Source organism: Pseudoalteromonas sp. RW-H-Ap-1, from assembly GCF_048318575.1.
Taxonomy (GTDB): Bacteria; Pseudomonadota; Gammaproteobacteria; order Enterobacterales; family Alteromonadaceae; genus Pseudoalteromonas.
This window is the reverse complement of record NZ_CP166996.1, coordinates 2431942-2458014: the sequence shown is the minus strand read 5'-3', so window position 1 is coordinate 2458014 and position 26073 is coordinate 2431942. Positions and strand designations below refer to the sequence as shown.

General features: G+C 38.9%; 26 protein-coding genes and 1 pseudogene. 22 read left to right on the top strand and 5 right to left on the bottom strand.

Annotated elements, in window-relative coordinates:
• The first annotated feature begins 125 nt into the window (after window positions 1-125).
• Window positions 126-584 (top strand): LPP20 family lipoprotein, encoded by a 459-nt coding sequence (locus AB8618_RS11775; RefSeq protein WP_198523817.1) that lies wholly within the window; start codon window positions 126-128, stop codon window positions 582-584.
• 69 nt (window positions 585-653) lie between these two features.
• On the opposite strand, the gene flgN is transcribed toward AB8618_RS11775, so the two are convergent.
• The 3 genes from flgN to flgA all read right to left on the bottom strand — a co-directional run bounded on the left by flgN (window position 654) and on the right by flgA (window position 2069).
• On the bottom strand, window positions 654-1085 hold the full coding sequence (gene flgN, locus AB8618_RS11770) for a flagellar export chaperone FlgN (RefSeq protein ID WP_413400640.1): 432 nt from the start codon (window positions 1083-1085) through the stop codon (window positions 654-656).
• On the bottom strand, window positions 1078-1398 hold the full coding sequence (gene flgM / locus AB8618_RS11765; RefSeq protein ID WP_010387860.1) for a flagellar biosynthesis anti-sigma factor FlgM: 321 nt from the start codon (window positions 1396-1398) through the stop codon (window positions 1078-1080). Before flgM ends, flgN begins: the two co-directional genes overlap by 8 nt.
• Before the next feature lie 74 nt (window positions 1399-1472).
• Window positions 1473-2069, bottom strand: coding sequence for a flagellar basal body P-ring formation chaperone FlgA (gene flgA, locus AB8618_RS11760; protein WP_418157305.1), 597 nt, complete (start codon window positions 2067-2069; stop codon window positions 1473-1475).
• A 248-nt stretch (window positions 2070-2317) separates the two neighbouring features.
• Here flgA and AB8618_RS11755 point away from each other — a divergent pair, with 248 nt between their 5' ends.
• From AB8618_RS11755 to flgE, 6 genes are all read left to right on the top strand, one after another.
• The gene (locus AB8618_RS11755; RefSeq protein WP_138605267.1) at window positions 2318-3256 is read left to right on the top strand and encodes a chemotaxis protein CheV; all 939 of its coding nucleotides are present in this window, start codon (window positions 2318-2320) and stop codon (window positions 3254-3256) included.
• A gap of 20 nt (window positions 3257-3276) precedes the next feature.
• Window positions 3277-4107 carry a CheR family methyltransferase gene (locus AB8618_RS11750; protein ID WP_138605268.1) on the top strand — a complete coding sequence of 277 codons (831 nt, stop codon included), beginning with the start codon at window positions 3277-3279 and terminating at the stop codon, window positions 4105-4107.
• A 128-nt stretch (window positions 4108-4235) separates the two neighbouring features.
• Window positions 4236-4646: a flagellar basal body rod protein FlgB gene (gene flgB / locus AB8618_RS11745; RefSeq protein ID WP_010387869.1), complete on the top strand. Its 411-nt coding sequence runs from the start codon at window positions 4236-4238 to the stop codon at window positions 4644-4646.
• A gap of 2 nt (window positions 4647-4648) precedes the next feature.
• A complete protein-coding gene (gene flgC / locus AB8618_RS11740) occupies window positions 4649-5080 on the top strand; it encodes a flagellar basal body rod protein FlgC (protein WP_008113068.1) in 432 nt (143 codons plus the stop codon).
• Window positions 5081-5093: 13 nt separating this feature from the next.
• A complete protein-coding gene (locus tag AB8618_RS11735) occupies window positions 5094-5771 on the top strand; it encodes a flagellar hook assembly protein FlgD (protein ID WP_413400639.1) in 678 nt (225 codons plus the stop codon).
• A gap of 57 nt (window positions 5772-5828) precedes the next feature.
• The gene (flgE, locus tag AB8618_RS11730; RefSeq protein WP_409423670.1) at window positions 5829-7151 is read left to right on the top strand and encodes a flagellar hook protein FlgE; all 1323 of its coding nucleotides are present in this window, start codon (window positions 5829-5831) and stop codon (window positions 7149-7151) included.
• Between the two features lie 33 nt (window positions 7152-7184).
• Here the strand turns inward: flgE and AB8618_RS11725 are convergent.
• A protein-coding gene (locus AB8618_RS11725) for an IS3 family transposase (RefSeq protein ID WP_409423192.1) occupies window positions 7185-8419 on the bottom strand; the annotation gives its coding sequence in 2 pieces (ribosomal slippage) (window positions 7185-8068 and window positions 8068-8419; 1236 coding nt in all).
• 173 nt (window positions 8420-8592) lie between these two features.
• Here AB8618_RS11725 and AB8618_RS11720 point away from each other — a divergent pair.
• From AB8618_RS11720 to AB8618_RS11650, 15 genes and pseudogenes are all read left to right on the top strand, one after another.
• Window positions 8593-9336 (top strand): flagellar basal body rod protein FlgF, encoded by a 744-nt coding sequence (locus tag AB8618_RS11720; protein ID WP_013465590.1) that lies wholly within the window; start codon window positions 8593-8595, stop codon window positions 9334-9336.
• A gap of 21 nt (window positions 9337-9357) precedes the next feature.
• The gene (flgG, locus tag AB8618_RS11715; RefSeq protein WP_010387879.1) at window positions 9358-10146 is read left to right on the top strand and encodes a flagellar basal-body rod protein FlgG; all 789 of its coding nucleotides are present in this window, start codon (window positions 9358-9360) and stop codon (window positions 10144-10146) included.
• Window positions 10147-10160: 14 nt separating this feature from the next.
• Complete coding sequence (gene flgH / locus AB8618_RS11710) at window positions 10161-10844, top strand: flagellar basal body L-ring protein FlgH (RefSeq protein ID WP_010387881.1); 684 nt, start codon at window positions 10161-10163, stop codon at window positions 10842-10844.
• A 12-nt stretch (window positions 10845-10856) separates the two neighbouring features.
• A complete protein-coding gene (locus AB8618_RS11705) occupies window positions 10857-11951 on the top strand; it encodes a flagellar basal body P-ring protein FlgI (protein WP_138605272.1) in 1095 nt (364 codons plus the stop codon).
• A 134-nt stretch (window positions 11952-12085) separates the two neighbouring features.
• Complete coding sequence (flgJ, locus tag AB8618_RS11700; protein WP_413400638.1) at window positions 12086-13081, top strand: flagellar assembly peptidoglycan hydrolase FlgJ; 996 nt, start codon at window positions 12086-12088, stop codon at window positions 13079-13081.
• 1 nt (window position 13082) lies between these two features.
• Window positions 13083-15089 carry a flagellar hook-associated protein FlgK gene (flgK, locus tag AB8618_RS11695; protein WP_413400637.1) on the top strand — a complete coding sequence of 669 codons (2007 nt, stop codon included), beginning with the start codon at window positions 13083-13085 and terminating at the stop codon, window positions 15087-15089.
• 2 nt (window positions 15090-15091) lie between these two features.
• Complete coding sequence (gene flgL / locus AB8618_RS11690) at window positions 15092-16351, top strand: flagellar hook-associated protein FlgL (protein WP_413400636.1); 1260 nt, start codon at window positions 15092-15094, stop codon at window positions 16349-16351.
• 273 nt (window positions 16352-16624) lie between these two features.
• Window positions 16625-17035 (top strand): annotated as a pseudogene (locus tag AB8618_RS11685) (flagellin); the annotation flags it as partial.
• A gap of 438 nt (window positions 17036-17473) precedes the next feature.
• On the top strand, window positions 17474-18073 hold the full coding sequence (locus AB8618_RS11680; RefSeq protein WP_409425584.1) for a flagellin: 600 nt from the start codon (window positions 17474-17476) through the stop codon (window positions 18071-18073).
• Window positions 18074-18334: 261 nt separating this feature from the next.
• Window positions 18335-19429, top strand: a complete 1095-nt coding sequence (locus tag AB8618_RS11675; protein WP_409423662.1) for an FG-GAP repeat domain-containing protein — start codon at window positions 18335-18337, stop codon at window positions 19427-19429.
• Window positions 19430-19978: 549 nt separating this feature from the next.
• Window positions 19979-21445 carry a flagellin gene (locus AB8618_RS11670; RefSeq protein WP_413400634.1) on the top strand — a complete coding sequence of 489 codons (1467 nt, stop codon included), beginning with the start codon at window positions 19979-19981 and terminating at the stop codon, window positions 21443-21445.
• 99 nt (window positions 21446-21544) lie between these two features.
• A complete protein-coding gene (locus AB8618_RS11665) occupies window positions 21545-21931 on the top strand; it encodes a flagellar protein FlaG (RefSeq protein WP_090494480.1) in 387 nt (128 codons plus the stop codon).
• A gap of 29 nt (window positions 21932-21960) precedes the next feature.
• On the top strand, window positions 21961-23385 hold the full coding sequence (gene fliD, locus AB8618_RS11660) for a flagellar filament capping protein FliD (RefSeq protein ID WP_409423660.1): 1425 nt from the start codon (window positions 21961-21963) through the stop codon (window positions 23383-23385).
• A gap of 12 nt (window positions 23386-23397) precedes the next feature.
• Window positions 23398-24180 (top strand): hypothetical protein, encoded by a 783-nt coding sequence (locus tag AB8618_RS11655; RefSeq protein WP_409423659.1) that lies wholly within the window; start codon window positions 23398-23400, stop codon window positions 24178-24180.
• A complete protein-coding gene (locus tag AB8618_RS11650; RefSeq protein WP_409423658.1) occupies window positions 24135-25412 on the top strand; it encodes a motility associated factor glycosyltransferase family protein in 1278 nt (425 codons plus the stop codon). The genes AB8618_RS11655 and AB8618_RS11650 overlap by 46 nt, the downstream gene beginning before the upstream one ends.
• 25 nt (window positions 25413-25437) lie before the next feature.
• On the opposite strand, the gene AB8618_RS11645 is transcribed toward AB8618_RS11650, so the two are convergent.
• A complete protein-coding gene (locus AB8618_RS11645; protein ID WP_409423657.1) occupies window positions 25438-25980 on the bottom strand; it encodes a GNAT family N-acetyltransferase in 543 nt (180 codons plus the stop codon).
• Between the last annotated feature and the right edge of the window lie 93 nt (window positions 25981-26073).

The window sequence follows — 26073 nt, the reverse complement described above, 5'->3', positions numbered from 1 at the left end:
TAAACGTTAGCGTTAATCAACTTCAGCAAGTAATGTACCACTATTTTTTGTTATCTATTTAAAGGCATATCACTGGCACTAAACATGCATAACTGAGTTTAATTAGTTTTTAAAGGCCCAGTATGATGCGAGTAATGCCATTAATGATCACATTAGGCTGCTTAACTTTAAGCGGTTGTAGTAATATATTTGATAAACACGTTGAGTATAAATATGTTGAGCCAAATAATTACCCAGTATTAAAAGCGGTTGGCTATGCGCCCATTAGTTTGCAGTCGGGAAGTAGTGACACGCAAAAACAGCTTATGGCGATTAAGGCCTCAAAGCTCGAGGCTTATCGCGAACTAACAGAGCAAGTATACGGGCAAAAAATTACCGCAGGTACAACGGTCGCAGGCTCGGTTGCCCAAGATGATTATTTACAAAGCAAAGTACAAGGTATTATTAAAGGCGCACAAATTATAAAAACATATGCCGTTAATGATATGTATATAACTGAGCTTGAACTTAATATGAAACGCGTTCACGACTTGTACATAGGTGAGATAAAACCACGGGAAGTGAAAAAGGTCACTTATTACTAAGCGACAAATTATTACCCATAAAAAACGCCTAAACGAATTATCGTTTAGGCGTTTTTTATGGGTATTTTTTTAGGCTTTTAGGTTACGCACAATGCTGTTATCGGTATTTACGACGCTACCAGCTTGGTCGTAGGTCATTGATGAAGGTGCACCAATTAAAATACCTTTCAGCTGCTTTACACTTAACTGTGCCTGATGAGCTGCATGAGCATTAACTTCATTTTGTTTTTGACATTGCTCAAGCTTAGTTCTGGTCAGCTTTATTAAGTCATTGTTTTCATCTGTTTGCTGATCATTACTGGCAATCAGGTTACTAAGTTCTTTATCTAGGGTGCTTATGCTGGTTAAAAAAGACATTTTCTGTTGGGCAATTTCTTTCAAACCTTCGCCTCTACGTGAGGCAATAGCATTAAGTTCTTGAGTAAGAAGCTCACTCAAGGTTGTTAAACAATTTACTTGTTCGTTTAGTTTAATCGTAATTAAACTATTATGATCAGCCATAAACATTAAACTCGAAGTCTGCTAAATTTTTGGCAAGTTTCTCACTGTCTATTTGATACTTGCCTTCGGTAATGGCTTTTTTAAGTTCAGCAACTTTGTTACTGTCAAAACCAGAAGACTGCTCTGCTTTTTCTTGTAAAGATTTTAATTGCTTGGCTTGCGGTGTTAGGCTCACCGAATCGCTTGCAGCTTTTGGCGAAGGCGTTTGCGCAGCCTGCGTATTTGCATTATCTCTTTTTAAATCAACTTTTTGCTGTTGAGTGTTTGTTAAAACACCAGGCTGTTGATTTGATTTGTTTACTTGACCGACCATGATAAAAACCCATTTATTACCCAACTGATGCCTATATATCGGCATTTGCTAAAGATACTTTAGCATAAATTACATTAAATATTTACCTGCACAGACTCTACACCATCTACCCGTGCATTTAAAACTTTACCTGTTTTTTTGTTTTCTACTCGTACTTGTTCACCTAAGGTTCCATCTTCTAATGCAACACCCGTGGTTTTTACTCTTAACCCTTTAATATTGGCAAATATGTTAACAGAGTCGCCTTTGCAAACCATACAAATTTGATTGAGTAGTACTGGCATACCTTCACGAATATTACGTTTGCTGCGGCTACCAATAAGTTGTGCAGGATCATCAAGATACTGAACGCGTATAAAGTGCGCAGGGCGCATATCAATACTTAAATGGGATGGAGTAATCACTTCACCTCGTGCTAAATTAGTCGTTGCCACTACAACGGGTGCTGATTCAGTGATTCTGACATGTACGTATTGTGCCCAGTTATCACTATCGTTACATTTTATTTGAATGGTGACTTGACGATTAAAAGGGGGCTCACTTGGCGTTACTAGCTCTGGCTCAGAGTTACAATGGCGATCAGGTATGCGGCTATCTAACGGTAATGCGCTAAACTGTATTTTGTTATCATTTGTAGTCACTGCTTTTTGTGCAACATAAGATACAGCCATTTCTTGAAGTGATTCTTTACTAAATACTTGAGCCTTTAGTGGCAAAGTGAAGCAGAGGCTAGCAAGAAAATAAAAAACACTGTATCTTCTGATTTTTTTAACAAACTCATAATGTTTCGACTATGCTTATGGTTGCAAACAGGGTATAAATATTTTGCGTCAGAATTTAGACGCCCCCGTTGTGTTATGACGCTTTATTAATTGAAAGCAATTATCGTTCCTTATATTTGTTTTCTTAGGAGATTTAAATGGCCGGTATTTTAGACTCAGTAAACCAACGTACTCAGTTGGTTGGGCAAAACCGCTTAGAATTATTGTTATTTAAGCTTAACGGGCGTCAGCGCTTCGGCATTAATGTGTTTAAAGTAAGAGAGGTATTACAATGCCCGCCTCTTACTAGTATGCCAAAGGCTAATGCTTATATTCGCGGTGTTGCACATATCCGTGGCCAAACTATTTCGGTAATTGACTTATCTATGGCTGTAGGTGGCCGTCCTATAAAAAATATAGAAGAAGGTTTTATTATCATTGCTGAATATAACCGTTCAGTTCAAGGATTCTTAGTTGGTGGCGTTGAGCGGATTGTTAACATGAACTGGGAAAAAATACTGCCTCCACCATCCGGTGCGGGCCGTTATTCTTATTTAACAGCCGTGACTGAAATCGAAAATGAGTTAGTTGAGATTCTCGATGTTGAGCAAATTTTAAACGAAATTTGTCCAGTAAATACAGAGGTTAGCGCAGATGTTGCGGCTCAGGCTCAAGGTAGTATGCAAAAAGATTTGGGTGAGCGTATAGTATTTATAGCCGATGATTCAGCGGTTGCGCGAAATCAGGTTAAACGAGCGTTAGAACCTTTAGGCGTAACTACTGAACTTGCTAAAAATGGTAAGGAAGCTTTAATAAGACTAAAAGAAATTGCAGAGCTTGATTGTGTGAACGATATTACAGAGCGAGTAGGGTTACTTATTTCTGATGTAGAAATGCCAGAAATGGATGGCTATACACTCACTGCAGAAATTAAAGCTGACCCCAAACTTGCTCCACTGCATGTGATTTTACATACTTCATTAAGCGGTGTGTTCAACCAAGCAATGATTGAGAAAGTAGGGGCTGACGATTTTATTGCAAAATTTAATCCAGACGAGCTTGCTACAGCCGTTAATAAGTGGGTTCATTGTGATTAATAAACATAGGTGTTATTGATTTGACTAATAAAGATTTGCAGCAAACAGAATACGATCAATTTCGCTTATTTTTAGAACAACAGTGCGGTATTGTTTTAGGTGAAAATAAGCAGTATTTGGTTAAAAGTCGCTTGGCGCCATTAATGTCCCGATTTAATGTTGAGTCGTTATCTGAACTGGTTAGCAAAACACTTGGCGTACATGAGCGTCAATTGCGCGCTGCTGTTGTTGATGCCATGACAACCAATGAAACATTGTGGTTTAGAGATCAATATCCATTTGAGTTACTCAAAACCAGATTATTCCCTGAGTTTAAAGCGTTAAATAGACCATTAAAAATATGGTCTGCTGCGAGCTCTTCAGGGCAAGAACCTTATTCAATTGCTATGTCAGTGGCTGAGTTTCAATCAAGTAGCCCTGGTGTTTTAAAAATGGGTGCACAAATAGTGGGTACTGATATATCAAATACCATGCTAGATATGTGTAAAAACGCTGAATATGATGCATTGGCACTGGCTCGCGGGCTATCTGCTGATCGTCGTAAGAAATTTTTTAAAGACAGCGGCAATGGTATGGCACAAGTGGTTGACTCATTGAAAAAGCAAGTGAGCTTTAGGCATTTAAATTTGCTCGACTCGTACGCCTTGATGGGTAAGTTCGATATTATATTTTGCCGTAATGTTTTAATTTATTTTTCACCTGAGGTGAAAGCTAAAATAATTGCGCAATTTTCTCAAGCACTTAACCCTAAGGGGTATTTATTTTTAGGTGCGTCGGAATCTATGTCTGGTTTGAGTACCGAATTTGATATGGTGCGTTGTAACCCCGGTATTATTTACCAAAAGAAATGACGACTATTAAGATATACCTCCTCTTCAAAACGGCGCTGTAGCGTCGTTTTTTGTTTTTCTCATCACTACTTTCATTGCTGGCTTACTTATTGCTTTATTGATACTAAGTCAATTTTTTGGAGGTAGTTATGGCTATCAGTTTTGATAAAGCATTAGGCGTGCATCCGCATGCGATGTTGATCCGTTCGCAAAGAGCAGAAATGCTCGCTACTAATATCGCAAATGCTGATACGCCCGGCTATAAAGCAAAAGATATCGACTTTGCCTCAGCATTAAAAACGGCAAAGTCTAACCAACTAAGCGGCAATACGATGGTAAGAACCAACGAAAAACACATTGCCGGTGGTACCCGTAGTGTAGGTGGGAATGAATTATTTCGTACGCCAAATCAAACAGATACAGGTGATGGTAACTCTGTTGATATACAAGTGGAACGGAACTTGTATACACAGAATGCTATGGAGTATCAGGCCAGTGTCCAGTTTCTAAATGGTAAATTTAAAGGCCTGAAAAAAGCCCTCGGTAGTCAAGGAGCCTAATTATGAGTTTATATAATGTGTTTGATATTGCAGGTTCAGGTATGAGCGCGCAAAACGTGCGATTAAATACCACCGCAAGTAATATCTCTAATGCCAATACAATTAGCTCTTCACAAAATGAAACGTACCGAGCGCGACAACCTGTATTTGCTGCGGAGCTAACAAAAGCGTCAGCGTCAGCAAGCAACCCACAGGGCTCTGCCGTTGGTGTGAAAGTGTTAGGAGTGGTTGAGAGTGATAAACCACTGCAAATTGAATATAACCCAAACCACCCGAGTGCGGATGAAAATGGTTATATTTATAAACCCAACGTGAATGTTGTTGAGGAGATGGCAAATATGATTTCTGCATCTCGCTCTTATCAGACAAATGTTCAAGTTGCTGATGCAGCTAAGCAAATGTTAAGTAAAACACTGCTGTTAGGTCAGCGGTAACTGAGGGTAGCTCATGAGTAACGATATTAGTACTTCTTCATCCTACATGGACTCTTTAAGGTGGCAAGATACGCAAGTGCCACAAAAAGAAGACAGTGATGCGTTAACCCAAGAAGATTTCTTTTCGTTGTTAACACAGCAGTTGTCATATCAAGACCCCAGCAAACCAGCTGATAACGATCAGATGATTGCACAAATGACAAACTTTACCATGGCTGAAGGGATCTCAAATTTAAACTCTAACTTTGAGTCTTTAGCCGCGTCGATGACATCAAATTCGGCGTTGCAAGCATCAACACTGGTAGGCAAACAAGCTTTGTTGGAGTCGGATACACTGGAGCTTAATGAGTCGGGTGAATCAAGAGGTTCTGTTGTAGCTGAAAAGCCAGTCGATAGTTTAATGATCCGCATTGAAGATGCATCCGGGCAGTTGGTTAAAACTATAGATTTAGGTACTCAGCCTGCAGGAGCTATCCGTTTTGCATGGGATGGTAAAAATGAAGCGGGTGAACGACTACCTCCTGGTGAATACAATATTAAAGCAGAGGGTAGTACAAATGGGGAATTTTCAAGCCTCCCATTAGCTACATTCAAAAATATTGAAAGTGTTAATATTAATGGCTCAAGCGGCATTATTATTAATACAAAAGAAGGTGCGGTTAGGCTGACTGATGTCGCAGAAATCGCGTAATAGATTTTATGTATTTTTTAGCCATCAGGCTAAATACTTTTAGGTTAGAGGTTAATTATGAGCTTCAATATTGCATTAACAGGCCTTGCTGCCGCACAAAAAGATTTGGATGTTACCGCCAATAACATTGCCAACGTAAACACCACTGGTTTTAAAGAGTCTCGCGCCGAGTTTGCTGATGTATACGCATCATCAGTATTTAGCGCCGGTAAAACGAAAAATGGTGATGGTGTGCAAACGACCATGGTTGCCCAGCAGTTTCATCAAGGGTCACTGCAGTTTACTAATAACTCACTGGATTTAGCGATCACGGGTGAAGGTTACTTTGCAACAAGTAATGATTTAGGCTCTTTAGATTTTAGTTATACTCGCGCAGGTGCGTTTAAGCTTAATAAAGATAACTTTGTAGTTGATGCTAAAGGAAACTTCTTACAGAGTTTTCCGGTGAATGAAGTTACAGGCAGTACTACTTCGGTTAGTTTAAGCACATCTTCTGCACTGCAAATACCTGATTCATCAGGGTCTCCGCGCTCTACTTCAAACGTTTATACGTCGTTCAATGTTGATTCGCGTGACGATGTTATAGCTGTGCCATTTGATGCAACAGATGGCACTACTTATAACTCTTCGACTTCAACCACAGTTTACGACTCACTAGGTGAGCCGCATGTAATGCAGTTTTATTTTGTTAAAACTGCACCAAACGAATGGCAAGTGCATGGTACATTGGATCAAAAACCATTTGATGCTACCGGTGCTGCAACGGCAACTCCAAGCCCACTTAGTACGTTTGGATTTAACGCAAGCGGTACGCCAGAAACAACCAATGGCGCACCTATTACAGGAAGTACCTTTGATGATGTAAATTTAAATACAGCTAACTTTTCAGGGTTATTGAGTAACGGTGCACAGTTTAATGACATTGCAATTCAGTGGCGTGATGAGGCTGGTACTACAGGTAAAATTCCTACTCAATATGCTAATAGATTTGAAGTAAAGGCGCTTGAACAAGACGGTGCTACAGTGGGTCGCTTAGCGGGTATTGATATTGGTACTGATGGTAAAGTTGTTGCGTCGTACAGCAATGGTGACACTTCATATTTAGGTCAAGTAGCCATGGTTAGGTTTGCAAACTCACAAGGTTTACAACAGGTGGGTGATACTTCATGGAAAAAAAGTTTAACCTCAGGTGAGCCGATTGCGGGTGAGCCGGGAACAGGGACTTTAGGCAAAATTAATTCTTCAGCGCTCGAGCAATCAAATACAAACTTAACCACAGAGCTGGTTGATTTGATTAGTGCGCAGCGTAACTTCCAAGCAAACTCTCGTGCGCTTGAAGTGAATTCAACGCTGCAACAAAATATTTTACAGATCCGATAACCATATGTCCCGTCCTGAAATAGGTTGACGGTTTTAATGAAAGACTTGGTGCGAAAGCGCCAGGTCTTTTTTATGCACTTGATTTGGTGTTTTCATATTCAAACTTAAGTGCGGTCGCATTTCATTGTATATAAATATCGATTCTTCAACGAGCTCTTTTAACTCTGCCATATTACGACATTTATACAGTAGAAACTCTTGTTTTAATATCCCGTTAATACGCTCAGCTAATGCGTTTTGATAACAGTCATATCCATCGGTCATAGATGGCCTAATTCCCTCCTTTAATAGCATACCTTGATATACTTCAGAGCAATATTGTAAACCTCTATCTGAATGATGAATAGCATCACGTTTATACACCCGCTGCTTAATCGTCATCTCTAACGCTTTGACTACATCAGTTGCCTTCATTTCATCACTGAGCTCATAACCCATTATTTTTCGACTATAAGCATCAGTGACTAACGACAGGTAATGCACGCCTTGCGATGACTTTACGTATGTAATGTCACTAACGAAGACTTCCTCGGCCGCAGTAGGTTTGTATTCTTTTAGTAAATTGGGATGCTTGTGCATCCAATGATTACTATTTGTTGTTTTAGTGTAATTTTTCTTTGGTTTTACAAGCAAGTCATGCTCTCTCAAATAGTCAAAAAAACAATCTCGGCCTAGTTTAATGTCACGCTCTTGCAGCTCTGGCTTTATCATCAGATAAAGTTTCTTCCCACCAATACGAGGCATGAATTGCCGCCAATACATCACTAACTCTTTGACTGGCTTCAACGCTTTATTCCGAGAATCTATTCTGCGCATAGCTTGATAGTAACCTTGTCGCGTTATGCCATATGCACGGCATAAAGGAGTAAGCTTTACTTGCTGGTTTTCTTTTGCGCGCGTGATAGCTCGGATATGTACTTTTTTCGCAAACCCGCTCCATATTCTTCATCCATAATATTAATCATTTCATCTTTGATTAAATCCTTTAGGCGTAACTCCTCTACCTCGCGCTCTAAACGTTTAATTTTTTGTGCTGGGGTTTCTTTTGATTTAGGCATGTTGGCTATATAAGTTGGTTTAGACCAATCTAATTTACCATGTTTTCGCAGCCATACCAGAACGGTGCTACGACCTTGAATACCGTAATGACTTTGCGCCTGTTTATATGTGAAGTCGCCTTTTTCTACTTGCTCAACAATGGATAATTTAAAGCCTAATGTATAATCTCGTTGAGTACGCTTAACGTCTTTAGTTTTAGTGGTTTTCATAAAATAAGTCCTAAATGTGTAAACACATTTCAGGACAAGACAATATTTTGATTTAAAAAGGCTGCTTAATGCAGCCTTTTTTATTCCTCTCTTAAAATCTTATTCATGCTTTAATTTAATTTGGCACTTATATTGCATTTACTCATATATAGATTTCTTAATGAGTCGATGTTATGGATAAAATGGTCTACATAGCCGCATCTGGCGCTAAACAAAGCATGCAAGGGCTTGCTCTTAAAGCCAATAATTTGGCAAATGCAAACACCACTGGGTTTAAATCTGATTTTGCGCAAGCGCGCTCAATGCAGGCTTTCGGTGAAGGTTTGCCGACTCGTGTTTTTGCTATGCAAGAGCGCCCAGGATCAAACATGACATCGGGCGGTGTTGTCGAAACAGGTCGCAGCCTTGATATTGCCATGAGCGATAATGCATGGCTGAGTGTTCAGGATGCCTCTGGTAATGAAGCCTATACAAAAGTGGGTTCGTTAAATATAACGGCTGAAGGTATGTTAACTACCAGCGACGGTCGTCAAGTTATTGGCGAAGGTGGGCCAGTCATATTACCTGTACCGATTGAAAAAATCGAATTTAGCAAAGATGGCACTATTCAAGTTCGCCCTCAAGGTGCACCAGCTAACTTTTTAGAAGAAGTTGATCGGCTAAAAGTGGTTGATGCAAACAACGCCACGCTCGAGAAAGGTAATGATGGCTTATTTAGAGCTAAACCAGGCCAAATAGTTGAAACATCAGCCAATGTACAAGTATTAGGTGGCACATTAGAAAAGTCGAATGTAAACCCTGTGCATGAAATGGTCGATATGATCAGTCACCAACGCCAATTTGAATTACAAGTAAAACTGATGAAAACAGCTGAAGAGATTGACGAACGTCAAGAGCAGCTGATGCGCATCGTTTAACTTTAACGTGAGGACATTATTATGAATCCAGCATTATGGATAAGTAAAACAGGGCTTGACGCTCAACAAACTGATATATCGGTTATATCAAATAACTTAGCGAACGCCAGTACAGTGGGTTACAAAAAAAGCCGCGCTATTTTTGAAGACTTGCTTTACCAAAATATTAATCAACCAGGCGGTCGCTCATCGCAAGACACCGAAATGCCCTCAGGCTTAATGCTTGGCGCGGGTACTAAGGTGGTGGCTAACCAAAAAAACTTTTCGCAAGGTAATATGCTCACCACTGAAAATTCATTAGATTGGATGATTTCAGGCCCTGGCTTTTTTGAAGTACTGCAACCAGATGGCAATATTGCTTATTCGCGTAACGGCCAGTTTACTACCGACGGCGACGGGCGTGTTGTAACCTCGGGTGCTGGTTATGTTGTTCAGCCTGAAATGAATGTACCTGACGATGCACAGTCGATCACCGTATCTCAAGACGGTGAAGTGTCAGTTCGCGTTAAAGGTCAGGCCGAAAACGTGGTTATTGGTCAGATCACGATTAGTGATTTTATTAACCCGTCGGGCCTTGAACCTATAGGTCAAAACTTATATACCGAAACCGCTGTAAGTGGTGCGCCTGTTCAAGGTAATCCGGGTGTTGAAGGTTTAGGTACGATTATTCAAGGTTCACTTGAAACATCAAATGTAAATGTGACCGAAGAGTTAGTTAATTTGATTGAAACGCAGCGCGTTTATGAGATGAACTCAAAAGTGATCTCAGCCGTTGATGAAATGATGAGTTATATCAATCAACAGTTATAGTTTTGGGGGATTGTATGCGTAATATTATGTTATTTACAGTAGGGACTTTACTATTAAGTGGTTGTGTAGCTACACAAAATAATGAGGTAGTACAAGACGATCCCTATTATGCACCTATGTATCCAGAGCCTAATATGGAGCCAGTAGTCGCAACCGGCTCATTGTTCAGTACTCAATTATCGAATGATCTTTATGCCGATAAAAAAGCACTGCGAACAGGCGATATCATTACTGTTAAATTACAAGAGTCAACCCAAGCGACTAAAGCAGCTAAAACAGAAACGGATAAAGAAACCGATGCCAGCCTCGACCCTGTGATTGGCTTAGGTGGTTTACCGGTAAATATTGGCGGCGATAGCATTCAATTTGGTATTGGCAGTGACTCCTCATTTAAAGGTGACTCAAAATCAAATCAATCAAATAGCTTAGTTGGCGATATTTCGGTTAACGTAATGCGAGTACTACCAAATGGTAATTTAGTGATTCGCGGTGAAAAATGGCTAACGTTAAACACCGGTGAAGAATTTATTCGCTTAGAAGGGTTAGTGCGTCCACAAGATGTCAATGCCGATAATACCGTTGAGTCTAATCGAATTGCGAATGCGCGTATTCAGTACTCAGGTAAGGGCCAAACACAAGAGGCACAAAGCCCGGGTTGGTTAACGCGTTTCTTTAGTAGCTCATTGTTTCCCTTTTAGAGGACATTCGACATGAATGGTTTTAAAGTTTTTTGTTTTATGGTGCTACTAGGCTGGCAATTTACTGCCAGTGCTGAGCGAATTAAAGATGTGTCTATGGTCGAAGGGGTGCGCTCAAACCAATTAGTGGGCTATGGCTTAGTTGTTGGTTTACCAGGCACCGGTGAGCAAAGCCGTTTTACCGAGCAAAGCTTTAAAGGCATGCTTAATAGTTTTGGTATTACGTTACCTTCTAGTTTAAAGCCAAAAATTAAAAATGTTGCAGCGGTTGCTGTTCATGCTGAACTCCCCCCATTTAGAAAGCCAGGGCAAACCATAGATATAACCGTATCATCGATTGGCAGTGCAGGCAGTTTGCGCGGTGGCACATTACTACAAACATTCTTAAAAGGGGTTGATGGTAATGTTTACGCCATCGCTCAAGGCAGTTTAATTGTAGGTGGCTTAGGCGCTGAAGGCCTTGATGGTAGTCGCGTTGTGATTAATACGCCAACGGTAGGACGTGTACCAAATGGTGCAACCGTTGAACGTGCTGTTAAAAGCCCATTTATGCAAAACGACTATATTACCTTTAATTTAAACCGTCCCGACTTTACTACTGCTAAACGTTTAGAGAAAACCATTAATGATTTAATTGGTCCAAATAGCGCTCAAGCACTCGATGCAGCTTCTATTCGCGTTATTGCACCTCGTGATGCCTCGCAACGTGTATCGTATTTATCAACTCTTGAAAACTTAGAGTTTAAGCCAGCAGATACTTCAGCAAAAATAATTGTTAACTCGCGTACCGGCACCATTGTTATAGGTAAAAATGTAAAATTACAACCTGCGGCAATTACCCACGGTGGTTTAACAGTAACGATTGCTGAGCAACAAAATGTGGCGCAGCCAAATCCTTTAGCAGAGGGTGAAACCGTGGTTACTCAGCAAAGTATTATTGATGTTGATCAGGATGACTCACGCGCTTTTGTATTTAACCCTGGTGTGAGTCTTGATGACTTAGTTCGTGCAATCAATGAGGTAGGCGCTGCTCCTGGTGATTTAATGGCTATTCTTGAAGCACTTAAAGAAGCCGGTGCAATTAATGGTCAGCTTGTTGTAATTTAATCTTTTAAAAACACCGTTTAATATTTTATTGCGGTGTTTTTATTTTTTCTTCCTGCTTATTCCCACCTCTGAAAGTCTCGCTGGCTTAATTATTGCATTATCTAGATATTATTAATTATTGTGTCAAAAAGCTGATGGAAACAAATCATCTAGATAAGCAAAACTTTTTTGATTTAGGCAACTTAGACTCTCTACGTCGAGATGCTTTAAACAGCGGTGACGCATCAACCGATGCATCTAAAGCGGCGTTAAAAAAAGCGGCGGCACAATTTGAAGCTATATTCACCCAAATGCTGCTTAAAAGTATGCGTAAAGCCAATGAGGCTTTTGAAGATAAAGAAAGCCCGTTTAATGCTAGTGGCGTTAAGTTTTTTGAAGAAATGCACGACCAACAAATGGCTACAGAGCTTTCATCAAATGGCTCTTTGGGTCTTGCTGATTTAATTGTGCAACAATTATCGCCAGATGGAAAAAACTTTATGCCAGGCTCTGTTCTTCGCACCACGTCAGATTTCTTTAGTGACCAACGTGCGGGTAGTACTTTACCTCATCAAGAAAACCAAAAGGGCACTGAAAAAGTGTCGCTCGTTGATTCAACTGAAAAAAGCGAACAAAACACAGCGTCTAGCACATTTGAAAATGCTGAGGAATTTGTAAGCACTGTGTGGGAACCCGCAAAAACAGCGGCTAAAAAAATTGGTTTAAATCCGGCGGTTATGGTCGCACAAGCGGCATTAGAAACTGGCTGGGGTAAACATATTATTAGTAAAGGTGATGGTAATAGCTCAAACAATTTATTCAATATTAAGTCAGATAAAAGTTGGCAGGGTGAAAAGGCCAGTAAGGTCACTTTAGAATTTGAACAAGGTGCTGCAGTTAAAAAGCAAGCAAGCTTTAGAGCGTATGACTCGATAAAAGATAGCGTGAATGATTTTGTGGATTTTTTAACACAGAACCCGCGCTATCAAGATGCATTAAACAATACGGCAAAGCCGCATAAATTTTTAGACTCTTTACAGCAAGCTGGTTATGCAACCGACCCTAATTATGCAGACAAAATAAAAAGAGTGCTGAACAGTAACGAATTGAAGAATATCGCCACAAGCGTGATCCGCCAGGGAGTAGAGTAACATGTCGTTTAATTTATTAAACATTGCTAATTCAGGAATAAGAGCAAACTCTGAGTTATTGCAAACGACAAGTAAAAACATCGCAAATGTTAATACCGAAGGGTATGTACGTGAGCGCACCGAGTTTACCACCATGATTGATAATCAGGTAGGCCGTGGCCAAACGTACCGGTTATTGAATGAGTTTGCGCAAAAGCAATTAAACCGAGATACTTCAAATAAAAGCTTTTTTGATCAATTTGTTAGTGAAGCGAGTCGGGTTGATCAAATTTTTTCAGAAAAATCAAACAGCTTATCAACTAGTATCAACTCAATGTTTAATAACGTGCAAGAAGCTCTTAATCAACCTTCATCAACAGTTGCGCGTTCGTTGGTGATGAGTGATGCGCAAAACCTGATTGATCAAATGGATCGGCTTGCAGGTATCGTATCAGAGCAAAAAGCAGTGGTTAATGAGCAATTAGAGATTTTTTCAGAAGAGGCGAATACGTTAATCGAAAGTATTAGTTCGTTGAACCAAGAAATTGCGGGTGTTCATGGTACCAAAAACGAAGCTGATGCGAGCTCTGCTTATAATGAGCGTGATAAAGCAATACGTGATTTATCTGAGCTAATTGATATAGAAACACTTGATGGCCCTAATGGTGAAAAACAAGTGTTTATGGGCACAGGTGAAGCCGTTGTTATGCAAAATGGGTCATTTAACTTGTTTTCGATTAGTGGCGATCCTGATGCTAACTTTAAAGAGCTACGCTTAGATGTAAATGGCGGTAAGGCTGTGCCACTCGATATAGACCCTTCTAAACTCAAAGGTAAAATTGGCGGTTTATTAGCATTTAGAGACGATATTTTGGTGCCGGCACAAAATCAAATTGGCCAGATGGGTATTGCGCTTGCTGATTCGTTTAATCAGCAAAACCGTCTAGGTATGGATGCAAACGGTGAGCTCGGAGGGGATATTTTTGATATCCCAACGGTCAGTGCTTTTGTTTATCAAGCAAACACCGGAACAGCTAATATGTCAGCAACCGTTGAGGCAGGTAAAGGCAGTGATCTGCCAGCCAGTGATTTTGTGATCACCTATACGGGTAACCCTAACGAAGTAAGTATTCAGCCAATTGATAATAAAGGTGAACCTTTAGGTACAGCCTCTTTAGCAATTATCCCACCCAGTGGCATTATCGATTCAGCTGCTATTACCAGCGGAGAGGCGTTTGGCTTAGAGCTTAATATAACGGGAGCCGGTAATGCCGGTGACCAATTTCAGGTAAAACTTAATAGTGGCGCGGCTGGCAATATATCGTTGACAACAGGTCGAGGTGAGGACATTGCATTGGCCTCCCCAATTAGAACATCAGACGGCCTTGATAATACAGGTACAGGGACTATTTCACCGGGTAATGTTACCGATGTAACCACTGGCAGCTTTAGTAATCCTTTGGGTTTAGCAAATGGCCCTATTAGCATTGTTAAAACAGCCAATGCTAACGAATATCAACTTACTGATGGTAATGGCACAACTACGTTTACAGTTACACCGCCTGCTAACAATATACTCGCTCAAGCCGGTGCACCATACGATGGTTATGGTTTTGACTTTAATATTGAAGGCGTACCAGCAATGGGCGATACCTTTAATTTAGAATTTAATGAAGGCGGTTTTGATGATAACCGCAACGGCCAAAAACTTGCTGACTTACAGAATACCGATTTAGTACGTCAAAATGTAGTAGCGAGCGCATCAGCTGATAATCATAAAACATTGAATCAGGCCTATGCTGGATTAGTCACCGATGTTGGTGTGGTAACCAGTCAAGCAAAAACCAATGGTGCTGCATTTGATGCTTTAGCACAACAATCAGAAGCCTGGTACGAATCGTTGTCGGGCGTAAACTTAGATGAAGAGGCGGCTAATTTGCTGCGCTTCCAGCAATCCTATGCTGCTTCTGCACAAGTATTAACTGCAGCGAGAGCTATTTTTGACACCTTATTGAGTGCGGCGAGGTAATTATGCGTTTATCAAATAATTTAATGTATCAAAATAACATTAATAAAATACTTGAGAATCAACAAAATGTAGCTGGTGCGCAGGAGCGCGTTAATACAGGTCAAAAATATTTGAGTACCTCTGAAAACCCTGCTGCTATTTCGCAAGGTATGTTGTACACCAATAAAATAGAAACTAATGAGCAGCTGACGAAGAATATTAATCAGCTAAAAGGGCGTTTAGAAACCGAAGAAAGTTTATTGCAAGGTATGAACGACACTATTTTAGAAGCGCAAATGTTAACTATACGAGCGGGCAATGGTTCGTTAGATAAAGGTGATTTGGCTTCAGTTGCCAGTGAACTAAAAGAATTGCAAAAATCACTGCTTAATTTAATGAATAGTCAATCTGAAGGAGGGAAATACCTTTTCTCTGGCTATCAAGACGATATTCAAACTTATACATTTAATAGCACCAATGGCAAATACGAATATCAAGGCGATCAAGGCCAACACGAAGTGACGATCGCAAAAGGCGTTGAGATCAAATCAAGCGATAATGGCTTCAATGTATTTGAACGAGTTGATGCGCGACTCGATGTAGTTTCAAACGATGGAACGCCAACAGGCGGCATTACCGCTGGAACTGTTTATGTTGAAAACCAAGGCGAGTTTGACCGTTTTCATAAAGATAATTATAACTCAGACCCAGATCCGCTTATTTCTCCAACGATCAATACCTATAATATTAATGTGATCCCTGGGGCGACCCCTTCAGCGCCAGATCAATATGAAATATTACGTGATGGTAATCCTCTTGTACCACCCGTTACGGGTGAAGTAACCGATGAACCGATTGAATTTGCAGGTATGGAAATTCAACTTGAGGGGGCAGCACCAGGACAGCTTGATTTTACTCTTGAAAAACCAGGCAAAGAAAATGTACTTAATACGCTAGAAGGTTTGATCATTAGCCTAAATGACGAACAACTTGATGAAACGCAAATTAACCAAGCATTATCTGATGGTTTAATTCAGCTTAAAAATGCTAGTGAGCAAATTGTGTTTACTCAGGCTGGTTTAGGTGGGCGTATGAATGTAGTTGAGCGTGTTACCGACTCAAACAGTGCTCTAGATATTAATAATCAAGAAAACAGATCTAGCCTAATTGAGATTGATGCCGCTGAAGCCATCAGCGATCTCACTAAACATGAGTCTGGTTTACAGGCTTCACAAGCGACTTTTGGTCGCTTGGCTAAACTTTCATTATTTGATTATTTATAAATACCATCCAAGGCAGGTTATTACTATACGAGAAAAGTAGGTAATAACTTGCCTTAACGAAGCGGCAAAAAACTGTCACCCCCTTTTTTCTCCTGTCAAAAAAATGCTAACCTCTGATTTTAAGTGTCAATAAACGCTATTTATTATTATAAAACAGTCGCTTAACTATTTTTTGTTAGTTGGCACAACTAATGCATTCAACTGGTTATAGAAAGTGTGGTTTTTGCTTAAATATTTTGAACCACATTCTGATTGAAACTAGGAGATGGTAAAATGGCTTTAAGCGTAAATACAAATGTTGCATCACTTAATGGGCAACGCAATCTATCTAAATCTAGCATGGCACTTGAAACTTCAATGCAGAGACTATCATCTGGTTTGCGCATTAATAGCGCAAAAGACGATGCTGCAGGTTTACAAATTGCCAACCGACTAACGTCTCAGGTAAATGGTCTAACAGTAGCTCAGCGTAATGCCAATGATGGTATTTCTATGGCGCAAACTGCTGAAGGCGCGATGCAAGAGTCAGCAAACATTTTACAACGTATGCGTGACTTATCACTGCAATCAGCCAATGGGTCAAACAGTGCTGTTGACCGTGCATCTCTTCAAAAAGAAGTCGCAGCCTTGCAACAAGAGCTTACTCGAATTGCAGACACCACCAAATTTGGTGGAACCAGCTTACTTGACGGTACATTTGGTACAAAACAATTCCAAGTGGGCGCAAATGCGAATGAAACCATTAATGTAAGCTTACGTAATGTAGCAGCAGACTCAATTGGTGCACATGAAATTAAAGGGCCAGGCAACGCTGCAGATGCAAATACTAGGCTTGGCGATGTACAAACTGTTAACTTAGCAACCAACCATGGTACAAGTGCGGACACGGTTAATATTAATGGTACAGATATTGTTATTGCTGGTGGTTCTGGTGCTGCTGTTATTGCAGATACTATCAACAAGTCAGGCGCTGGTGTGGTAGCAGAAGCAAAAATTGTCACTACTTTCTCGAATATTACATCTGACAGTAAAGGCGTCATCGAAATTAAGAAAAATGGCGTGGTTGAAAAGTCATTTGACTTAGGTAATTATGGTGGTGAAAAAGAACGCTTGACTACCGATATGCAACAAGCTGGTTATGATGCTATTTACGACCCTGCAACTGAAGAAATTTCTTTTAAAGCAACTGATGTTGATGGTATTGATATTACAGGTACTGAGGTAGGTGATTTTACTTTAGGTGGATCAGCAGTAAAAAGTACTGCTAACTCATTTAGCGTGTCTGCAGAGCTAAACTTATCGTCGTCAAATAAAATAGGTATTTCAGGGACTACTGCGAATGAATTGTTTGGTACAGGGGCTGCTGCAATACAATCATCAGGCGGTACTAGTTCATTAACAAGTATTGAAAGTGTTGATATTTCTGGCGCGACTTCTGATGGTGCGCAAGACGCTATTAAAGCAATCGATGCTGCTCTTGCGCAAATTGATGCACAGCGAGCTGACTTAGGTGCGGTACAAAACCGTTTTGGTTTTACTATTGCTAACCTTGCTAACGTATCTGAAAACGTGTCTGCTTCGCGTAGTCGTATTCAAGATACCGATTATGCGCTTGAAACCGCAACCCTAACTAAAAACCAAATTATGCAACAAGCAGGTACTACTATTTTGTCACAAGCAAATCAGTTGCCACAGGCAGCATTGAGCTTACTTGGTGGTTAAATAGCGTTTTACAATAAAAATTAATCATATAGCGCACCTACTTAGGTGCGTTTTTTGTAACTTAAAAGATGGTGCATCAAAAGCATTAAATTTAACAAGCATAACCGCAATTAAACTTCAATATTTTTACCACTTACTTGAATTGCGCTATACAGATTGCACTTTATCTTTTGTACCTTTTTCGTTAACAAATTGCTTGCTCTTTAAATAGTAATATTTTATAATTTAATTTCAATTATCTAGGATAAAGGAATTACCATAATGAATAGTAAGCTTAGTATACTTTGCGCAACAGTCTCTTTAGCTTTAACAAGCTTTAGCGCTGTAAGCGGTACGGGGTTTTTTGTTGATTCAAGTCAAAAATTAGGCACTGGAAGCGCATTCTCGTTAGCAATAAATGATATAGATAACGATGGCGACTTAGATATTATTATAGGCATCACCTATCGCCGTGGTGTTAAAGTATTTCTTAACGATGGTCTCGGTAAATTTACCGAATCTGAGCAAGTGATTGCTGATAACAAAAGAATATTCTCTGTAAAGCTTGCTGACTTCAATGGAAATGGTTATTCAGATTTAGCAATTGGAATTCCAAATGGTCCAAATGAAATATATTTCAATGATGGAACTGGAGTTTTTAATGACTCAGGGCAATTGTTAGGTAATAACGATACTAATGCGCTTGCTGTTGGCGACATCGATAATGATGGTGATATTGATTTAGTTACAGGAAATGTTGGAGATCCTAATTATGTTTACAAGAATAATGGGATGGGTATATTTAATAGCTCCTTTATATTAAAGGAGCCAAGAATGAAGGGAAATACACGTACGCAAGCTATTGCTGTTGGAGATTTTAACGGTGACGGTATGTTAGACATTTATGCAGGTAACATGAATGAAGACACTGTGTATATGAGTGATGAACGTGGGCGGCTTAGAACGGTTGAAAAAACGGCTGGTAACTATCATGCTCCAGGAGTTGCTGTTGGTAATGTCAATAATGATTCATACCAAGATGTTGTAACTGCAGGCTGGCTAACGTACAACAGAGTTCGAAAAGGCTCTGAGCTAACAGTAAGCCGTAATGTTGGTAAAAGTAATGATTACACTTGGGCAGTTGCTCTTGGAGATATAAACGGTGATGGTTTTGATGATTTAGTTGAAGCTAATGCTCTTAGTAATGCAGATAAAGTGTATATAAATGATGGTTCGGGTACTTTTTATGACAGTCGTCAATCGCTAGGTAATAATAGTAGTAGGGCTGTAGCTCTTGCTGATTTAGATGGTGATGGCGATCTTGATATTGTTATAGCCCACCAAGACGCTCCCGCTTCGATATATTTTAATAACTAAGCTAGTTAAATATTACGAAATAAAATGGAAACTAATTTAGCAAGTCATTAGCTATGTCAATAATATCTATCACTTTGCTAAGCTTTTTTAAATTAGCTACGTGCTATATTTCATGAGAGGCCGGTTGTTCGTCAATTGATGTCAACCGGTTCATATTGCGTTTATTGTTTAAATACTACAAACCAGAACGGTCAACCTAACGCTTTCTTCTACCCAGTATAAGTCATCATCTGTAAATTACTTAAACAGAGGTATTACCCTACAAACCTTTGCAGAAAATAAGCCACTTAAAACCATAATATAAAATAATTGCTATAGGCGTAACTTGCCCTTAAACGCTGATCCAACATTTACTTTTAAAATATAATTATTTAAAAAAACATGGATTTATAAAATAATTATAAAAAAACATACTTTTTTAAAAAAAGCTAAAGGTAATTTTATAACGGCCGTTAACTTAATTAGAACGGAGCTTGAACAGATTTTTATTGTGATGGCTCTTGGTTAAAATCAATTAGTTACATTACGAAAGTAATCAGGAGTTATAACATGGCTTTATCAGTAAATACTAACGTTGCATCAATAAATGCACAAAGAAACTTATCAAAATCTAGCGATGCATTAGGCACATCAATGCAACGTCTTTCATCTGGTATGAAAATTAATAGCGCGAAAGATGATGCGGCAGGTCTTCAAATTGCTAACCGTTTATCTTCACAAATTAACGGTTTGGGTGTTGCTCAGCGTAATGCTAATGACGGTATCTCAATGTCGCAAACCGCTGAGGGTGCGATGACAGAGTCATCAAACATTCTACAACGTATGCGTGACTTAGCACTACAATCAGCGAATGGTTCAAATGATGCAGAGGCGCGTGCGGCTCTTCAAAAAGAAGTAGGCGCATTACAACAAGAATTAACGCGTATCGCAGAAACAACTAAATTTGGTGGAACTAGCTTACTAGATGGTTCATTTGGTACTAAGCAGTTCCAAGTCGGTTCAAACGCTAATGAAACAATCAATGTAAGCCTTCGCGATGTATCAGCTGATGCAATTGGTGCGAATGTTATTACTGGTGGAGGTACGGCTGGTGGTACGGTAAGTTTAGGTGCAGCGATGACAGGTTCGCTTGCAGATAACCATAACACGACGGCTGACACATTAAATATTAATGGTGAAAGCATTGCAGTTACCGGTGGTCAAGGTGCTGCTGATATAGCAAAAACAATCAATGCGTCAAATGCTGGTGTGGTTGCAACTGCAAACCTTGAAACAGAAATAGTAGGTATTGATTCAGGCGCTAAAGCGGTATTGCAAATTGGTGATGATAAATATGACTTAGGTACCTACGGTGGTGACATGGAGCGTCTAGCTAAAGATATGCAGGCAGACGGTTACGATGCTATTTATACTAAAGTTGAAGGTGGTGATGATAAAATCGCTCTTAAAGCAACTGGTGTAAATGGTATTGATGTTTCGACTGCTGCGGCTACAGCTGGCTCAGGTTCATTTACAGTTGGCGGTAAAGCCGTAACATCTGCAGCAGCAAATTTAGCGGTAAGTGTTGCGTCTGAGTTGAACTTAAGTTCAGCAAATAAAATAGGTATTTCAGGCAAAACAGCTAATGAACTATTTGGGTATGCGGGTACAACAGCTGGGACTGCAATTACATCAACGGGTGGGACAAGTGCTTTAGTAAGTGTTGAAGATGTAGATATCTCAGGCGCAACGTCTAAAGGTGCACAAGATGCAATACAAACTATTGATGCAGCCCTAGCGCAGATTGATGCTCAACGTGCTGATTTAGGTGCTGCCCAAAATCGCTTTGGCTTTACTATAGCCAACCTTGCAAACGTATCAGAAAACGTATCGGCTTCTAAAAGCCGTATAGAAGATACCGATTACGCTGCAGAAACTGCTAAACTGACTAAAAACCAGATTATGCAACAGGCTGGTACAACAATCTTAGCTCAGTCTAACCAGTTACCACAGGCAGCACTTAGCTTATTAGGTTAATTTAACAATAAGCTCTATACTTTAACTACTAAGGAAGGGGCAACCCTTCCTTTCTTGTATAGGTATAAAGCTTTTATCGCTTTATAGTAGGAGCGAATTATGGAAACGCAAAATTTAAATCTAAATATCAGCTCAGCGCAAAAAGGTGAGGTTACCTCAAGTTATCAAGCCCCATCTCAAGTTAAGCAAAATGTTGATGAGCAGAAGAATACAACCACTCCTGCTGCTGCAAGTAATAATGAAGTCTCTAAAACTGAATTGTCACCTGAAAAGCTAGAAAAGGTGGTACAGCAATTGCAGGACTTTATGGGTGAAATGAACCGCAGTCTTCAGTTTAAAGTAGATGAAGATTCTGGCCGTAATGTAATCAAGGTTATCGACAAAGAGAGCGGCGACTTGGTTAAGCAATATCCGTCAGAAGAAGTATTAGGTATAGTGGCTAAATTAGCAGAAGCCACGGGTGTATTGGTTGATTTTAAAGTTTAGTTTTTCAGTAATTTAAGAGGGTAACAATTATGGCTATTTCATTTACAGGTATAGGTTCAGGACTTCAAGTAAACGAAATTGTAAGTGCTTTAGTCAATGCTGAAAAATCCCCTTATCAAGCTCGAGTAACAAAACAGCAAGCTAATTTCACCACTGATATATCTGCTGTAGGCACGCTAAAAGCGTCTTTAGAGGAGCTAAATGGCTCATTAGAGTCACTAGCCTCTGTTGAGGAGTTTCAAAAGAGAACAATTAGTGGTAGTGATGAATTTGTTACTTTAAGTTCTGAGAAAAATGCGCAAACCAATAATTACTCAATTAAAGTTAATAGTTTGGCTGAAAACCATAAGCTAACATCAGATGCTGTAGCTGGCGATGAAGCGGTGGGTGAGGGTAAGCTAACGATCAGCTCTGGTTCTAACAGTTTTGATATTACAGTGTCAGACACCGCAAAACTTGCCGATATTCGTGATGCGATTAATGATTCAGTTGATAATGACTCTGTAAACGCCACCATTATCACTGATGACATCGGTCAGCGATTAGTATTGTCGAGTAAAGAAACCGGAGCAGAAAATGCAATAAAAATTGTTGTCGATGATGTCTCTGATGGCAATAATACAGATACTTTAGGTTTATCTCGTTTGGCGTATGATAGCGATACGGCATCAACAACTTACGCTGAAAATTTAAATGAGGTAACTGCAGCAACCGATGCTTCTATCACCATAGATGGAACGCTTGTGGCCTCAAGCAGTACCAATGAGTTTAAAGATGTTATTGAAGGTGTCACCATTAATGCAAAAAAAATGCATGGCACTGACGATGATTTAAGTAAAGCTGTTATAACTGAAAATAATAACAATATTACAGCTGGCTTGAACTCATTTGTTGACAAATTTAATGCCTTTATTGATTTATCAAAACAGCTGGGACGCTCAAGTGCTGAAGAGGGCGTAGGGGCACTTGCTGGTGACTCCTTATTAAGAGGGTCTGTTAATCAGGTACGCTCATTGTTAACCTCAGAATTTAGCACGGGAAATGGCAATACTGATTTTTTAGCCAATTTTGGCATCAGAACAGAGCGATCAGGAAAATTAAGTATTGATTCTGACGCATTAAAAGCTGCGATAGAAAAGGATCCTCAAGCCTTACAAACCTTTTTTGTCGGTGAAAATGACGGTGATGGTTTTGTTGGCCAGTTAGACACTGTTATTAAAGGTTATACGGCTTCTGATGGTATTATTAGTTCACGTATTGAAGGGCGTGAATCACAGCTTTCTAAACTAGAAACTGATGTGGAAAAATTTAATATTCGTATGGCTAAATATGAAGAGCGGTTATATAGCCAATATAATGCAATGGATTTATTAGTGGCTAATTTAAATTCAACAGGCAGTTATTTACAACAACAACTAGCTAACCTTCCTGGGGTGGTTAAAAAATCAAGTTAAGCGGAGTGAAATTTGGACGCTAATCAACAAGAATTAACAAAAATGATGTTGCAAGCAACCCTGCTTGCTAATCTTGCTATTTTAAAAGAGCAAATGCCTGCTATTTATGATGTATTTAAAGATTACACGCCAAGCGATACTGGAGTTGCTATTGATGAGGCAAGTAATATAAACCTTTACAATAAAGATAAATTTGTATACCAAGAAAACCCAAAAGACTTTGCACATAAACAAGTGGCTGAGTTTTTAACTGAGCCGCTTTACTTTAAATTTATAATACAACATCAAGATGACGACAGTATTGTCTTTGAACATGCAGCGCTTTTAAAATCAATTTACAACGTACGAACAGCTGAAACAGATAATAAAATTAACAATCCAGCAGAGGAAAAACGCCTAGATTTTGTGTGTGTTTTAGGGGGAGGATTAGGCTACCAAATTGAAGAATTATTTAATAAAAAAGATGTGCTAAACGTGCTCTTATTTGAGCCGAGTAAAGATACTTTCTATGCACTTTTACATTGTATCGAGTTAAAGCCACTATTTGATAAATGCACAGCTAATGGCGGGCAGTTTTCAATACGAGTGGGTGGCAGTGAGGACGGTGTAATTAACGAAATCTCTAAGATTTTATTTGAAAACGGACACTTTAATATCAGTCAGGTACTGTTTTTAAAGCATTATGATAGCCCATTAATGGAAAGGGCGGTTGAACGTATTAGAGGTATTGGACATCGCTGGGCCGCGGGGTGGGGATTTTTGAAGATGAAATTATTGGTGTATCCCATACCTTAGCTAATCTAAAAGCAAAATTTCCAGTGTTGAAAAAGCCTGAATTAGTAAAAAACACTTTGCGTGATCATCCTGTATATATTGTTGCTAATGGACCGTCCTTGGACTCCGCAATTGAGTTTTTAAAAACCAATCAAAATAACATCATCATAATTTCTTGTGGTACCGCATTAAGAGCTTTGCTTAGTAATAATATTAAACCTGATATTCACATTGAAATGGAGCGAACTGCAGGTTTGCTAGAGTGGATTGAGTCGATTAATCGTACTTCTGGATTAACAACTAAACTTGATGAAATAAATATTATTGCACTGAACACCGTATACGATAATATTTTAAAACGTTTTAGAAGTGCATATTTGTTATCAAAGGTAAATGATGCAGGCGGTCGCCTTATTCGAGCATTAGATACAAAAAAACAGTTTACTTACCCAGATTATAGTAATCCTACAGTATCAAATACAGCACTTGCTACAGCTATTGAATTAGGGTTTGAGGATGTATATTTAGTTGGTATTGACTTGGGCTTTGAATCTAAAGAGCATCACCATTCCAAACACAGCATATATTTTGATAATGATTTTAAGCATAAAAAAGTAGTTGAAAAAGGTATTGAAGATGCATTTGTTGTTAAAGGTAACTTTACCGAAGAGGTTTTTACAACACCTATATTTGACTCATCAAAAGGTAATTTAGAATTATTGCTCCAAAAAAACTTGAATGTTAAAGTATTTAACACAGCGAATGGTGCTTTTATTAGATACACAGAGCCTAAACATATAAAAGATATTAATGACATAAAAGCTATCGCTAATAAGCAAGATAAAATAGCTTCCTTATTAAATAAAGCGACATCTTTGGAGCAACTATCGCCATATAATATTGAATCGAAAATGGATGCGATAAAAAGTAAAACTAAATATGCTTTAGAGCAATTATTGGCTTATACATCAGTGAGCTTTAACTCAAGAGAGGAGCTTGCAGATATATTCAACATTCAAAATAAGTCATTGTTAACCTTAAAAAATGGAAACGCTGACGATATCGTAGTGTATTGGCTAATTCAGGGCTCTTTTAGGTACTTTCAAGCATATATAATGACAAGTAGTTACTACTATAGTGATTTAGAAAAGCGTGCAGGGTTCATAAATGCATGCGTTGATGCCTTTAATGAGCATATGAAGGGTATTTACCTAGAATTTATTGAAAATTATAATAAACCATCAAAAATTTGATTCTTAAAACTTAACGTTTATAAATTTAGACGTTAAGTTTTTTATTTTCTATCGAGACATATACCAAATCACTATATTTATCTTGAAATAAAAAATGATTTTTTCTAATCCCATCTTTTTTATAACCAGCTTTGATAAAAGCCTTGGTACTAGCTGTATTTTCTGCATACGCTCCAGCACTTATTTTATAAAGGTCTAACTGCTCAAACGCAAATTTGGTAATTGTATTGATTGCTTCGACTGCAACCCCTTTACCCCAAAAGTTAGTATCACCAATAAACAAGCTGATATCGCCTATTTTGTGGTTATTATTGATAGGCCCGAGTTTTATATTACCTATGTGCTCACTTTCTTCAATAGTTCTTATTGCAAATAAATATTCGTTGTTGGTATTTAAAGATTTCTGAATGTAATCACTGATTGACTCAATTGACTGAGTTTCAAACCTTGTTTCCAAAAACTGATTTACTTGAGGGTTATTGAGCCAAGATAAATAATTAAGGCTAACATCTTCTAAAGTTAATGAACTTAAATAAATTAATTGATTATTATCGTTAGTTAATTTCATAGGGTTTCTCTGCATATTACTTTTCTAAAGTGCTATATTTTTATAGTAAAATACTGTTTTATGTTAATTTAGAGTATACATTGATTTTAAGGA

What these genes read in the sequence shown, in the direction of transcription:
- AB8618_RS11670 (WP_413400634.1), top strand. Translation starts at nt 19,979, where the DNA reads ATGGCTTTATCAGTAAATACTAACGTTGCATCAATAAATGCACAAAGA.
- flgH (WP_010387881.1), top strand. Translation starts at nt 10,161, where the DNA reads ATGCGTAATATTATGTTATTTACAGTAGGGACTTTACTATTAAGTGGT.
- fliD (WP_409423660.1), top strand. Translation starts at nt 21,961, where the DNA reads ATGGCTATTTCATTTACAGGTATAGGTTCAGGACTTCAAGTAAACGAA.
- flgE (WP_409423670.1), top strand. Translation starts at nt 5,829, where the DNA reads ATGAGCTTCAATATTGCATTAACAGGCCTTGCTGCCGCACAAAAAGAT.
- flgK (WP_413400637.1), top strand. Translation starts at nt 13,083, where the DNA reads ATGTCGTTTAATTTATTAAACATTGCTAATTCAGGAATAAGAGCAAAC.
- AB8618_RS11665 (WP_090494480.1), top strand. Translation starts at nt 21,545, where the DNA reads ATGGAAACGCAAAATTTAAATCTAAATATCAGCTCAGCGCAAAAAGGT.
- flgB (WP_010387869.1), top strand. Translation starts at nt 4,236, where the DNA reads ATGGCTATCAGTTTTGATAAAGCATTAGGCGTGCATCCGCATGCGATG.
- AB8618_RS11735 (WP_413400639.1), top strand. Translation starts at nt 5,094, where the DNA reads ATGAGTAACGATATTAGTACTTCTTCATCCTACATGGACTCTTTAAGG.
- AB8618_RS11720 (WP_013465590.1), top strand. Translation starts at nt 8,593, where the DNA reads ATGGATAAAATGGTCTACATAGCCGCATCTGGCGCTAAACAAAGCATG.
- flgG (WP_010387879.1), top strand. Translation starts at nt 9,358, where the DNA reads ATGAATCCAGCATTATGGATAAGTAAAACAGGGCTTGACGCTCAACAA.
- flgA (WP_418157305.1), bottom strand. Translation starts at nt 2,069, where the DNA reads ATGGCTGTATCTTATGTTGCACAAAAAGCAGTGACTACAAATGATAAC.
- AB8618_RS11775 (WP_198523817.1), top strand. Translation starts at nt 126, where the DNA reads ATGCGAGTAATGCCATTAATGATCACATTAGGCTGCTTAACTTTAAGC.
- flgJ (WP_413400638.1), top strand. Translation starts at nt 12,086, where the DNA reads ATGGAAACAAATCATCTAGATAAGCAAAACTTTTTTGATTTAGGCAAC.
- AB8618_RS11705 (WP_138605272.1), top strand. Translation starts at nt 10,857, where the DNA reads ATGAATGGTTTTAAAGTTTTTTGTTTTATGGTGCTACTAGGCTGGCAA.
- flgC (WP_008113068.1), top strand. Translation starts at nt 4,649, where the DNA reads ATGAGTTTATATAATGTGTTTGATATTGCAGGTTCAGGTATGAGCGCG.
- flgN (WP_413400640.1), bottom strand. Translation starts at nt 1,085, where the DNA reads ATGGCTGATCATAATAGTTTAATTACGATTAAACTAAACGAACAAGTA.
- AB8618_RS11680 (WP_409425584.1), top strand. Translation starts at nt 17,474, where the DNA reads ATGCAACAAGCTGGTTATGATGCTATTTACGACCCTGCAACTGAAGAA.
- flgM (WP_010387860.1), bottom strand. Translation starts at nt 1,398, where the DNA reads ATGGTCGGTCAAGTAAACAAATCAAATCAACAGCCTGGTGTTTTAACA.
- AB8618_RS11645 (WP_409423657.1), bottom strand. Translation starts at nt 25,980, where the DNA reads ATGAAATTAACTAACGATAATAATCAATTAATTTATTTAAGTTCATTA.
- AB8618_RS11675 (WP_409423662.1), top strand. Translation starts at nt 18,335, where the DNA reads ATGAATAGTAAGCTTAGTATACTTTGCGCAACAGTCTCTTTAGCTTTA.
- AB8618_RS11755 (WP_138605267.1), top strand. Translation starts at nt 2,318, where the DNA reads ATGGCCGGTATTTTAGACTCAGTAAACCAACGTACTCAGTTGGTTGGG.
- flgL (WP_413400636.1), top strand. Translation starts at nt 15,092, where the DNA reads ATGCGTTTATCAAATAATTTAATGTATCAAAATAACATTAATAAAATA.